At 57.5% G+C, this 11,413-nt stretch carries 11 protein-coding genes; 3 read left to right on the top strand and 8 right to left on the bottom strand.

The window, feature by feature from the left end; translation table 11 throughout:
- Nucleotides 1-19: 19 nt before the first annotated feature.
- Nucleotides 20-991: a thiamine-phosphate kinase gene (gene thiL / locus EnteroDNA1_RS18770; RefSeq protein ID WP_069303732.1), complete on the top strand. Its 972-nt coding sequence runs from the start codon at nucleotides 20-22 to the stop codon at nucleotides 989-991.
- Nucleotides 992-1,052: 61 nt separating this feature from the next.
- Here thiL and EnteroDNA1_RS18775 read toward each other — a convergent pair whose 3' ends face one another.
- The 4 genes from EnteroDNA1_RS18775 to xseB all read right to left on the bottom strand — a co-directional run bounded on the left by EnteroDNA1_RS18775 (nucleotide 1,053) and on the right by xseB (nucleotide 5,120).
- Nucleotides 1,053-2,027: an aldo/keto reductase gene (locus EnteroDNA1_RS18775; protein WP_069303733.1), complete on the bottom strand. Its 975-nt coding sequence runs from the start codon at nucleotides 2,025-2,027 to the stop codon at nucleotides 1,053-1,055.
- A gap of 63 nt (nucleotides 2,028-2,090) precedes the next feature.
- Nucleotides 2,091-3,953, bottom strand: coding sequence for a 1-deoxy-D-xylulose-5-phosphate synthase (dxs, locus tag EnteroDNA1_RS18780; RefSeq protein ID WP_069303734.1), 1,863 nt, complete (start codon nucleotides 3,951-3,953; stop codon nucleotides 2,091-2,093).
- Nucleotides 3,954-3,977: 24 nt separating this feature from the next.
- Complete coding sequence (gene ispA / locus EnteroDNA1_RS18785; protein ID WP_008503332.1) at nucleotides 3,978-4,877, bottom strand: (2E,6E)-farnesyl diphosphate synthase; 900 nt, start codon at nucleotides 4,875-4,877, stop codon at nucleotides 3,978-3,980.
- Complete coding sequence (xseB, locus tag EnteroDNA1_RS18790) at nucleotides 4,878-5,120, bottom strand: exodeoxyribonuclease VII small subunit (protein WP_069303735.1); 243 nt, start codon at nucleotides 5,118-5,120, stop codon at nucleotides 4,878-4,880.
- A 191-nt stretch (nucleotides 5,121-5,311) separates the two neighbouring features.
- Here xseB and thiI point away from each other — a divergent pair, with 191 nt between their 5' ends.
- A complete protein-coding gene (gene thiI, locus EnteroDNA1_RS18795; protein ID WP_069303736.1) occupies nucleotides 5,312-6,760 on the top strand; it encodes a tRNA uracil 4-sulfurtransferase ThiI in 1,449 nt (482 codons plus the stop codon).
- Nucleotides 6,761-6,892: 132 nt separating this feature from the next.
- Here the strand turns inward: thiI and yajL are convergent, their stop codons facing one another.
- Together yajL and panE are read right to left on the bottom strand one after the other, a co-directional pair.
- Nucleotides 6,893-7,486: a protein deglycase YajL gene (yajL, locus tag EnteroDNA1_RS18800; protein ID WP_069303737.1), complete on the bottom strand. Its 594-nt coding sequence runs from the start codon at nucleotides 7,484-7,486 to the stop codon at nucleotides 6,893-6,895.
- Nucleotides 7,449-8,360, bottom strand: a complete 912-nt coding sequence (gene panE, locus EnteroDNA1_RS18805; protein ID WP_064673452.1) for a 2-dehydropantoate 2-reductase — start codon at nucleotides 8,358-8,360, stop codon at nucleotides 7,449-7,451. Before panE ends, yajL begins: the two co-directional genes overlap by 38 nt.
- A 121-nt stretch (nucleotides 8,361-8,481) precedes the next feature.
- Between panE and EnteroDNA1_RS18810 the strand changes: the two genes are divergently transcribed.
- On the top strand, nucleotides 8,482-8,973 hold the full coding sequence (locus EnteroDNA1_RS18810; RefSeq protein ID WP_033144770.1) for a YajQ family cyclic di-GMP-binding protein: 492 nt from the start codon (nucleotides 8,482-8,484) through the stop codon (nucleotides 8,971-8,973).
- Between the two features lie 32 nt (nucleotides 8,974-9,005).
- On the opposite strand, the gene EnteroDNA1_RS18815 is transcribed toward EnteroDNA1_RS18810, so the two are convergent.
- Both EnteroDNA1_RS18815 and cyoE read right to left on the bottom strand, forming a co-directional pair.
- Nucleotides 9,006-10,367, bottom strand: a complete 1,362-nt coding sequence (locus EnteroDNA1_RS18815) for an MFS transporter (protein WP_045887932.1) — start codon at nucleotides 10,365-10,367, stop codon at nucleotides 9,006-9,008.
- A 148-nt stretch (nucleotides 10,368-10,515) separates the two neighbouring features.
- Nucleotides 10,516-11,403 carry a heme o synthase gene (gene cyoE, locus EnteroDNA1_RS18820; protein WP_013095848.1) on the bottom strand — a complete coding sequence of 296 codons (888 nt, stop codon included), beginning with the start codon at nucleotides 11,401-11,403 and terminating at the stop codon, nucleotides 10,516-10,518.
- Between the last annotated feature and the right edge of the window lie 10 nt (nucleotides 11,404-11,413).

The raw sequence follows: 11,413 nt of genomic DNA on the forward strand, positions 1-11,413 counted from the left end.
ATTTGCTGAGGCATAACGTATGGCATGCGGCGAATTCTCCCTGATTGCCCGTTATTTCGACCGTGTCAGAACCTCTCGTCTTGATGTTGAAACCGGCATTGGCGATGACTGTGCACTTCTCAATATTCCCGAAAAACAGACGCTGGCAATCAGCACCGACACCCTGGTGTGCGGCCGTCATTTCTTACCGGATATCGATCCTGCCGATCTGGCGTATAAAGCCCTGGCGGTTAACGTCAGCGATCTGGCGGCGATGGGTGCCGATCCCGCGTGGCTGACGCTGGCTCTGACCCTGCCAGAGGTGGATGAAGCCTGGCTGGAAGCCTTTAGCGATGCGCTGTTTGAGCAGCTTAGCTATTACGATATGCAGCTGATTGGCGGCGATACGACTGCCGGTCCGCTGTCGATGACGCTGGCGATCCACGGCTACGTGCCGTTCGGCCGCGCGTTGAAGCGCTCAGGTGCAAAACCGGGCGACTGGATCTACGTAACCGGTACGCCGGGCGACAGCGCGGCAGGGCTGGCGATCCTGCAAAACCGTTTAACGGTTGATGATGCTGACGACGCGGCGTATCTGGTGAAACGCCATCTGCGGCCAACGCCGCGTATTTTGCACGGCCAGGCGCTGCGCGAACGGGCAAGCTCGGCTATCGATCTCTCTGACGGGCTGATCTCGGATCTCGGGCATATCCTGAAGGCCAGCGGCGTAGGCGCGCGCGTTGACCTGGATCTCTTCCCGCTGTCGGAGCAACTGCTTCGCCATGTAGAGCCTGAGCAGGCCCTGCGCTGGGCGCTGTCCGGTGGTGAAGACTACGAGCTGTGCTTCACGGTGCCAGAGCTCAACCGTGGAACGCTGGACGTGGCGTTAGCGCATCTCGGCGCGAAATTTACCTGCATCGGTCAGATCATGCCGGAGAGTGAAGGGCTGAAGTTTGTGAAAGACGGTGCGCCCGTTACGCTGGACTGGAAAGGATACGATCACTTCGCGTGAGTTTGTGCGCGCTGTACTGCCGGGGGGCGGTTTCGCCTTACCCGGCCTACAAAAGATGGGCTTACTTAAACCCCACCACCGGGTGGGGCTGATACGGTGTTTCCAGCTCGGCAACCTGCTCCGGCGTCAGCGTGATATCCACCGCATTCAGCAGCTCATCAAGTTGTTCTTCCCGCGACGTTCCAATAATCGGTGCCGCGACCCCGCGCTTGCCCAGCAGCCACGCCAGCGCCACCTGAGCGCGGGTTGCACCGGTATCGTCGGCGATTCCGGCTAAACGTTCGGCAATCAGCGCATCGCTGGCTTCTGTACCGCCATAGAGATTCTTTCCCACTTCATCCGATACCAGCCGAGCCGTGGTTTCACCCCACGGACGGGTCAGGCGACCGCGCGCCAGCGGGCTCCATGGGATCACCGCCACGCCTTCCTGATGGCATAGCGGCAGCATCTCGCGTTCTTCTTCACGATAGATCAGATTGTAGTGATCCTGCATGGTGACAAAGCGCGCCCAGCCGTGCTGCGCCTGGAGATCCAGCGCCTGAGCAAACTGCGACGCGTGCATAGACGATGCGCCGATGTAGCGTGCTTTCCCGGCTTTGACCACGTCGTTCAGCGCTTCAAGCGTCTCCTCAATCGGCGTGTTGTAATCCCAGCGGTGAATTTGCAGCAGGTCGACGTAATCCATGTTCAGGCGTCTGAGGCTGTCATCAATGGAGCGCAGGATCTGCGCGCGAGAAAGGCCCTCAGCCAGGTCGCCCACCGGGTAGTAGACTTTGGTGGCGACGACGATGTCATCACGGCGGGCAAAGTCGCGCAGTGCGCGGCCGACAATTTCCTCGCTGCTGCCGTCTGAGTAGCTGTTGGCGGTGTCAAAGAAGTTAATGCCGCCCTCGATGGCGCGTTTGATAATCGGACGGCTGCTCTCTTCCGGTAGCGTCCAGGCGTGGTTTCCCCGATCGGGCTCGCCAAAGGTCATGCATCCCAGACAAAGTCGGGAAACCTTAAGGTCCGTTTTTCCTAATGTTGTGTATTGCACGGTTCCGCTCCTGCTGTTTAAACACCAGGTTTAAGCATAGCAGGAGCGGAAAAGGGGGAGGGGTCAGTCCAGCCAGGTACGGATTTTGGCTTCGATACCGGCGGCGTCCAGGCCAATCGCCGCACGGGCTTCGTCCTGAGTACCTTGCGGAATGAAGCGATCCGGCAGGCCGAGGTTCAGCACCGGCACGGCTTTACGGTTCGCCATCAGCACCTCATTCACGCCGCTGCCCGCGCCGCCCATGATGGCGTTTTCTTCCAGCGTGACCAGCACATCATGCGTCTCAGCCATACTCAGGATCAGAGAGTCGTCGAGCGGCTTCACAAAGCGCATGTCCACCAGGGTGGCATTCAGCGCTTCAGCCGCTTTCGCGGCCTCGGGCATCAGCGTGCCGAAGTTCATGATCGCCACTTTCTCACCGCGACGCTTAACCACCCCTTTACCGATCGGCAGTTTTTCCAGCGGCTGAAGCTCAACGCCCACCGCATTGCCGCGCGGGTAGCGAACGGCGCTTGGGCCATCCTGATAGTGATAGCCGGTAAACAGCATCTGACGACATTCGTTCTCGTCGCTTGGCGTCATGACAACCATATCCGGAATACAGCGCAGGAAGGAGAGATCAAACGCGCCCTGGTGCGTCTGGCCGTCGGCACCGACGATGCCCGCACGATCGATAGCAAACAGTACCGGCAGCTTCTGAATCGCCACATCGTGGATCACCTGATCGTAGGCGCGCTGCAGGAAGGTGGAATAGATAGCGACAACGGGCTTGTAGCCGCCAATCGCCAGGCCCGCTGCAAACGTCACCGCATGCTGCTCGGCAATGGCGACGTCAAAATACTGGTCAGGGTATTTTCTGGAGAACTCCACCATGCCGGAACCTTCACGCATGGCCGGGGTGATCGCCATCAGCTTGTTGTCTTTGGCTGCGGTTTCGCACAGCCAGTCGCCGAAGATTTTGGAATAGCTCGGCATGCCGCCGCTGCTTTTTGGCAGACAGCCGCTGGACGGGTCAAATTTCGGTACCGCGTGAAAGGTGATCGGATCTTTTTCCGCCGGTTCGTAACCGCGCCCTTTTTTGGTCATGATATGCAGGAACTGCGGGCCTTTCAGGTCGCGCATGTTCTTGAGCGTGGTCACCAGTCCCAGCACGTCGTGACCGTCAACCGGGCCAATATAGTTAAAGCCCAGCTCTTCAAACAGGGTGCCCGGCACCACCATGCCTTTGATGTGTTCTTCGGTACGCTTGAGCAACTCTTTAATCGGCGGTACGCCGGAGAAGACTTTCTTGCCGCCTTCGCGCAGCGAGGAGTAAAGCTTGCCGGAGAGCAGCTGGGCCAGATGGTTATTCAGCGCGCCGACGTTCTCTGAGATCGACATTTCGTTATCGTTGAGGATAACCAGCATGTCCGGCTTGATATCGCCCGCGTGGTTCATGGCTTCGAAGGCCATACCGGCGGTAATGGCGCCGTCGCCAATCACGCAGACGGTGCGGCGCTGCTTGTTCTCTTTCTCGGCGGCAACGGCAATACCGATGCCCGCAGAAATGGAGGTGGAGGAGTGGCCGACGCTCAGCACGTCATACTCGCTCTCACCGCGCCACGGGAACGGGTGCAGGCCGCCTTTCTGACGAATGGTGCCAATTTTATCGCGACGTCCGGTCAGAATTTTGTGCGGATAGGCCTGGTGGCCCACGTCCCAGATGAGCTGATCGAACGGCGTGTTATAGACGTAGTGCAGCGCCACGGTAAGCTCTACCGTGCCAAGCCCGGAGGCGAAATGGCCGCTGGAGCGGCTTACGCTGTCGAGCAGGTAGCGACGCAGCTCGTCGCACAGCTTCGGCAGGCTCTCTTTCGGCAACAGACGTAACTCCTGGGTGGAGTCAACTAACGCCAGTGTCGGGTATTTGGCAATATCAAAACTCATCAAAGGCTCATCGAGATATATAGTTTATTTATCACGCTGGATTATATAGTCCGCTAGCGCTTCCAGTGCCGAGGTATCCAGCGATTGCGCGGCCAGTTCATTTAGCGACTGGCGGGCATCGTCAATCAGATCCCGGGCTTTACGTTGGGCTTGCTCAAGACCCAGCAGGGCGGGGTAGGTACTTTTGCCAAGCTGCTGGTCCGCACCCTGACGTTTACCCAATGTTGCAGTATCGCCCACCACATCCAGAATGTCATCCTGAACCTGGAATGCCAGACCGATACTTTCTGCGTATCTGTCCAGAATCGGCAGGGCTTTGCGCCCTTGTTCACCCGCGCTCAGCGCGCCCAGGCGAACGGCGGAACGAATCAACGCCCCGGTTTTATGGCGGTGAATACGCTCCAGCTGTTCCAGATTAACCTGACGTCCTTCCGCTTCAAGATCCAGCGCCTGTCCGCCGCACATGCCGGCCACGCCGCTGGCCATTGCCAGCTCGGAGATCATCGCCAGGCGGTCGCGGTCGGCCACTTCCGCCATCGGCGCGTCGCTCAGAATCGAGAATGCCAGCGTTTGCAGGGCATCACCCGCCAGAATGGCATTCGCCTCGCCAAACTTGATATGGCAGGTGGGTTGACCCCGACGCAAATCGTCGTCGTCCATGGCCGGGAGATCGTCGTGGATCAGCGAGTAGGCGTGGATGCACTCAACGGCGGCTGCCGGGGCGTCCAGCGTGTTATCGCTGATGCCAAACATATTGCCTGTGGCGTAGACCAGGAACGGGCGAAGGCGCTTTCCACCCAAGAGTGCGCCATAGTGCATGGCTTCAACCAGTGGAGTGTTCTGAAAAGGCTGTGGCGCAATAAAACGGCGCAGGGCGTCGTTGGCGCGTACGACACGCGCCTGAAGCTCGTTGGCAAAATCCATTTACTCGGCGTCCGGTGTGAAAGGCGTGGTTTTCGCGTCTTCGCTGTCGGAAAGCAGGATCTGCACGCGCTGCTCGGCCTGCTGCAGTTTGACCTGCCCCTGGCGCGCCAGTTGTACGCCACGCTCGAATTCGTTGAGCGCCTCTTCCAGCGGGAGATCGCCGTTCTCAAGACGGGTAACGATTTGCTCCAGTTCATTCAGCGCAGTTTCGAAACTGGCCGGTGCGTCGTTCTTCTTCGGCATAGTGAATTGACTCTTATATTCTCAGCCCCGACATGGTAACGGACTCAGGGCAATTATCAAATAACGCGCAATGTGCACAGGAGCGGCGCGATGGTGGTATACTTGCGCGCCTGGATGCAGCCACGGGTGTGGGCTGCTGTACTCTTTTCCATTACAAGCCTTAATACGCTTGCCTAAGAAACATTGCCGCCATGAAGTTTATCATTAAATTGTTCCCTGAAATCACCATCAAAAGCCAATCTGTGCGTTTGCGCTTTATTAAAATTCTCACCGGGAACATTCGTAACGTATTAAAGCACTACGACGAAACCCTCGCCGTGGTGCGCCACTGGGACCACGTTGAAGTGCGCGCCAAAGACGAAAATAAACGTCAGGATATTCGCGACGCGCTGACCCGTATTCCGGGGATCCACCATATCCTGGAAGTGGAAGATGTTCCGTTCAGCGATATGCACGACATCTTCGAGAAAGCGCTGGTCCAGTACCGCGACCAGATCGAAGGCAAAACCTTCTGCGTGCGCGTGAAGCGTCGCGGTAAGCACGAGTTCAGCTCTATTGAAGTGGAACGTTACGTCGGCGGCGGTTTGAACCAGCACGTTGAAACGGCGCGCGTTCGTCTGACCAACCCGGACGTAACCGTGAACCTGGAGATCGAAAACGATCGCCTGCTGCTGGTGAAAGGGCGCTATGAAGGTATCGGTGGCTTCCCGATTGGCACCCAGGAAGACGTATTGTCCCTGATCTCCGGCGGCTTCGACTCCGGCGTCTCTAGCTATATGCTGATGCGTCGCGGCTGCCGTGTGCACTACTGCTTCTTCAACCTGGGCGGCGCGGCGCACGAAATCGGCGTTCGTCAGGTCGCGCATTACCTGTGGAACCGCTTCGGCAGCTCCCACCGCGTGCGTTTCGTGGCGATCAACTTCGAACCTGTGGTCGGCGAAATCCTCGAAAAAGTGGACGACGGCCAGATGGGCGTGGTGCTGAAGCGCATGATGGTGCGTGCGGCGTCCAAAGTTGCCGAGCGCTACGGCGTACAGGCGCTGGTCACCGGTGAAGCGCTGGGCCAGGTGTCCAGCCAGACGCTGACTAACCTGCGTCTGATCGACAACGTGTCTGATACGCTGATCCTGCGCCCGCTGATCTCCCACGATAAAGAGCACATCATCGATCTGGCGCGCGAAATCGGCACCGAAGATTTTGCCCGCACCATGCCGGAATACTGCGGCGTGATCTCAAAAAGCCCAACGGTGAAGGCGGTGAAGGCGAAGATCGAAGCGGAAGAAGAGAACTTCGATTTCAGCATTCTGGAAAAAGTGGTGGATGAAGCGTCCAACATCGACATCCGCGAGATTGCCCAGCAGACCGAGCAGGAAGTCGTTGAAGTTGAAACCGTGAGCGGTTTTGGTGCCAGCGATGTGATTGTGGATATTCGTTCTATTGATGAACAGGACGCCAGCCCGCTGAACGTCGAAGGCGTGGAGGTAGTTTCTCTGCCGTTCTACAAGCTGAGCACGAAGTTTGGCGATCTCGACAAGAGCAAAACGTATCTGCTTTGGTGTGAGCGCGGGGTGATGAGCCGCCTGCAGGCGCTGTATCTGCGCGAGCAGGGCTTTGCGAATGTGAAGGTGTATCGCCCGTAGTTTCTTGCGGAAGTGTGCGGCCTGATGCCCTCACCCCGACCCTCTCCCACAGGGAGAGGGCGCAAACATTAAAAACGGCAACCTTTGGTTGCCGTTTTGCTTTGACCTCGCGCCACCCGGCTTTTTTATGCACTACTCTTCATAGTAATTATAAATCCCCGCCGGCATCACCAACGACGACGCCACTTCGTACGCTTTCTCGCGCCCGACCAGCAGGTCAATAATCTTTAAGCCAAAATCAATCGCGGTGCCTGGCCCCTGGCTGGTCAGCAAGTTGACGCGCGGATCCCAGACGACGCGTTTATCCACCCAGTGCTCTTCCGGGATCGTATCCTTCAACCCCGGGAAGCCGGTCATGTTGCCGATGGGGAAGATATCGTGCGGAACCAGAACCGTTCCTGCTGCGGCACAGATTGCCGCGACGATGCGGCCGGATAAATGAAACTGACGCACGGTCTCGACCAGCAGCGGGCTGTCGCGAAAACATTCCGCGCCTTTTAAGCCGCCGGGCAGCACGATGATGTCGTAATCGCCGTCAGCCACCTGAACGAGGGGGGCATCCGCAAGGATTTTCACCCCGCGCGAGCAGGTGATTGCCAGATTACCGTCGCTGGCGACGCTGGCGGTGGTGACCTTAATGCCGCCGCGCACCATCAAATCAATGGTGGTGACCGCTTCCATCTCTTCGCTACCAGGGGCGAGACAGATCAGTGCTGACGCGCTCATATTCACTCTCCTTACGTTTAACAAGGTCATACAGACGGGCGTTTTCCGGCACGGAAATGCCGTGCGCGCGGGCGCGTTTGAGCAGATAGCCGGTAATGTAGTCGATCTCCGTGTGGCGTAAAGCCCGAACATCCTGCAGCATCGAGGAGATGTTTTCTGCCGTGCTCTCAATGACCTGCTCGACATAACAGCGTAAATCGTCGGCCGAGGTATGCAGGCCTTCCCGCTCAACGACCGCCGCGACTTCCGCACACAAAATCGCAACGTCCTGCGGATGATTTTTCAGCTCCCCGTTCGGGCAATTCCACAGCGCCGTCAGCGGATTGATCACGCAATTTACCGCCAGCTTGCGCCACAGCTGAGGGCGGATGTTGTTGTGCCAGGCGACGTCCGGCAGCACCTTCTGCAGCACATCGGCAAGATAGCTGTAATCTCCATCCTGAGTTCTGGCGGGCCCGATGTGCGTCACGCCGCTGGCGACATGCACGATGATGTTGCCGTCGCGACGCGCAGCGTGCGTGGTCGTCGCCATCAGCAGGGGCTGCGGGACGCTTTTCAGCTCATCAAGGGTTCCCATGCCGTTATGCAGCAGCAGTATGGGCGAAGTGGGGGGGAGCTGCGCGGCCAGCGTTTTTACCGCGTCTGAGACCTGCCACGCTTTGAGCGTCACCAGTAAAAGGTCGCTTTGCGCCAGGAAGTCAGGATCGTTCGCGGTGAGGGATTCGTTAAAGATGCTTCCGTCTTCACCAATCAGGTTTACACTGCAATAGGGCTGGGGCACGCGCAGCCAGCCCTGAACCTCATGTCCGTGCTTGCACAGCGCGGTCAGCCACAGCTGACCAAGCGCTCCGCATCCGAGCACCGTAATTTTCATTGTTCCTCCTCACCTGCAACTGCGCCAGGTGTTACAGCTTAATTATACAGCTAAGCTTCTGTTGAGTTATGCCTCGTAGCGGGTATTATGCAACGCAACAAAAGTGAAGGGAGAAGAAAAGATGCCATCTTTCGATATTGTTTCCGAAGTTGATATCCAGGAAGTTCGCAACGGCGTTGAGAACGCAACCCGCGAAGTTGAGTCACGTTTCGATTTTCGTGGCGTTGAGGCGTCGTTTGAGCTGAACGACGCAAATAAGACCATTAAGGTGCTGAGCGAGTCTGATTTCCAGGTGAATCAGCTGCTCGACATTCTGCGCGCCAAGCTGTTAAAGCGCGGCATCGAAGGGACGTCTCTGGACGTGCCGGAAGAGTTTGTGCACAGCGGTAAAAACTGGTTTGTTGAAGCCAGGCTGAAGCAGGGCATCGAGAGCGCGGTGCAGAAGAAAATCGTTAAGCTTATTAAAGACAGCAAGCTGAAGGTGCAGGCGCAGATCCAGGGCGAAGAAATTCGCGTGACCGGTAAGTCCCGCGATGACCTCCAGTCCGTAATGGCGCTGGTGCGCGGCGGCGATCTGGGGCAACCGTTCCAGTTTAAAAACTTCCGCGATTGATATAAAAAAGCCCGGTTTAACCGGGCTTTTTTTCACGCTTTGAGCGCCTGCTCGACCTCGAAGCGGTTGGTCATTTTACTGTCTATTTTGACGTAAGCGCTGCGCTCTTCCGGGACGATGAGCACCTCTGTCACACCCTCTTTGGCTTCCAGACGCTGCTTCAGCACATCGCTGATTTCCACATCATCCGGGATTTCCACGCGCAGGCTGCTCACGTAGCGCGGCTCTTTCATGGTGCTGGCGACCAGCAGCCAGACTGTCGCCAATAGCGCACCGGCGAGAAACACGGTTTGTGAATCAAACAGGCCGTCCACCCAGCCGCCGAGCGAGCCGCCGATCGCCACGCCGAGAAACTGGCTGGTGGAGTAGATGCCCATCGCGGTGCCTTTGTAACCGGCGGGGGACTCTTTGCTGATCAGCGACGGCAGCAGCGCTTCCATCAGGTTAAAGGCCAGGAAGAACAGCTGCACGCCGGCAATCAGCTCCCAGAAGTGCGGGCCAGCACCCCAGAGCACAATTTCGGCAATCAGCAGGACCGCCACGCAGCCCACGAAGACGCGCTTCATTTTGCGCTTCACTTCGGCGTAGATGATGAACGGCACGACGGAGACAAACGAAATCAGCATCGTGACCAGATAGATTTTCCAGTGCTCAGCCGCCGGGAAACCCGCTGCGGCAAGCTGGCCGGGCAGGGCGACAAAGGTGGACATCAGCAGGATGTGCAGACACATAATGCCAAAGTTCAGCTTGAGCAGGCGCGGCTCGACAATCACTTTGCTGAAGCAGCCTTTTACCATCCCCGATTCACGGTTCAGGACGTGGTTCTTGCTGTCCGGCACGACCCACAGGGTTAAGGCAATACCGATGGTCGCCAGCACGGCAATCATCCAGAACAGGGCGTGCAGACCCAGCGTGTGCGTAATGATGGGGCCCAGCACCATCGCAATCGCAAAGGTCACGCCAAAGCTCACGCCGATGAACGCCATCGCTTTAGTACGGTTTTGCTCGCGGGTTAAGTCGGACAGCAGCGCCATCACCGCGGCGGCAATCGCGCCGGAACCCTGCAGGGCGCGGCCGAGAATAATCCCCCAGATGGAGTGGGAGAGGGCGGCAATCACGCTTCCGAGCACAAAGACCAGCAGCCCGCCGACGATCAGCGGCTTTCGGCCCACCCGATCAGACAGCAGGCCAAAGGGGATCTGGAAAACCGCCTGCGCCAGACCGTAGATGCCGATCGCGAGCCCAATCAGCGCCTCGCTGGCCCCCTGCAGCGCCATACCGTACGTGGTCAGAACAGGCAGGACCATAAACATGCCAAGCATCCGTAGCGAGAAGACAGTCCCTAAGCCCCAGGTCGCGCGTAGCTCGCCTGGCGTCATTTTATAATCGTTCATTACCACCTCAGTTCAAAAGCAGGCCATAGTGTAGTGCGGGGAAGGGGCGTGGTAAATAATGGGTTATTTAACAAATATTACATGCGTTATTAGTAGATTCAGTGAATAAAAAAGGGTGCCGAAGCACCCTTTTATTGACCTGTTTGGCTTACCAGACGTAAGTCAGCAGGTTGTGTGAATCTGGCACCATGAAGTCCACGGACATCATTACGGACAGCGAGGTGATGGCCACAATCGAGAACACAAACAGTTTGCGCGCCCAGACTTTGTCATCTTCCACTTTGTAACCGCGCAGCGCCATACCGAGCCACCAGACGCTCACCGCAGCCGCTACCGCCAGATATTTATACCCGGCGTAACCACCCAGAGAGAGCATCAGCGTTGCCACGGCAAAGGCGATGATGTACAACGTGATGTGGTTCTTGGCAACAGAAATGCCCTTCACGACCGGCAGAACCGGGATGTTCGCTGCCTGATAATCCTTAAAGCGGAAAATCGCGATGGCATAGGAGTGCGGCATCTGCCACAGGCTAAAGATAGCCAGCAGGATCAGCGCACCGCTGTCGAACTCGTTCGTGACCGCGCAGTAGCCAATCACCGGCGGCGCAGCGCCGGAGAGAGAACCAATCAGCGTGCCGTAGACGGAGTGGCGTTTCATATACAGGCTGTAGACGCCCACATACACCACGAACCCCATCACCCCCAGCCAGCAGGCCAGCGGGTTAGCACCAAACCACAGCAGCATAAAGCCAGCAATACCCAGCAAGGTGGCGTACACCAGCGAGACGGAAGGGGCGATCAGGCCTTTCACCAGCACCCGATTTTTGGTCCTTTCCATCTTCTTGTCGATATCCATGTCGATGTAGTTGTTAAATACACAACCGGACGCAACAACCAGTGACACACCGACCAGCGTGTAGATAAAGAGGGTGTAATCAATGCTGCCCTTAGAGGCCAGCAGGAACCCTCCGATCACGGAGATCAGGTTGCCAAAGATGATGCCTGGTTTCGTTACTTGCAGGTATTGCTTAAACATACTCGCCGCT

The sequence above is a fragment of the Enterobacter sp. HK169 genome (genome assembly GCF_001719105.1).
Lineage (GTDB): Bacteria > Pseudomonadota > Gammaproteobacteria > Enterobacterales > Enterobacteriaceae > Enterobacter > Enterobacter asburiae_B.

Coding starts and splice junctions, on each gene's coding strand:
- thiL (WP_069303732.1), top strand. CDS start 20: ATGGCATGCGGCGAATTCTCCCTGATTGCCCGTTATTTCGACCGTGTC.
- dxs (WP_069303734.1), bottom strand. CDS start 3,953: ATGAGTTTTGATATTGCCAAATACCCGACACTGGCGTTAGTTGACTCC.
- ispA (WP_008503332.1), bottom strand. CDS start 4,877: ATGGATTTTGCCAACGAGCTTCAGGCGCGTGTCGTACGCGCCAACGAC.
- xseB (WP_069303735.1), bottom strand. CDS start 5,120: ATGCCGAAGAAGAACGACGCACCGGCCAGTTTCGAAACTGCGCTGAAT.
- thiI (WP_069303736.1), top strand. CDS start 5,312: ATGAAGTTTATCATTAAATTGTTCCCTGAAATCACCATCAAAAGCCAA.
- yajL (WP_069303737.1), bottom strand. CDS start 7,486: ATGAGCGCGTCAGCACTGATCTGTCTCGCCCCTGGTAGCGAAGAGATG.
- panE (WP_064673452.1), bottom strand. CDS start 8,360: ATGAAAATTACGGTGCTCGGATGCGGAGCGCTTGGTCAGCTGTGGCTG.
- EnteroDNA1_RS18810 (WP_033144770.1), top strand. CDS start 8,482: ATGCCATCTTTCGATATTGTTTCCGAAGTTGATATCCAGGAAGTTCGC.
- EnteroDNA1_RS18815 (WP_045887932.1), bottom strand. CDS start 10,367: ATGAACGATTATAAAATGACGCCAGGCGAGCTACGCGCGACCTGGGGC.
- cyoE (WP_013095848.1), bottom strand. CDS start 11,403: ATGTTTAAGCAATACCTGCAAGTAACGAAACCAGGCATCATCTTTGGC.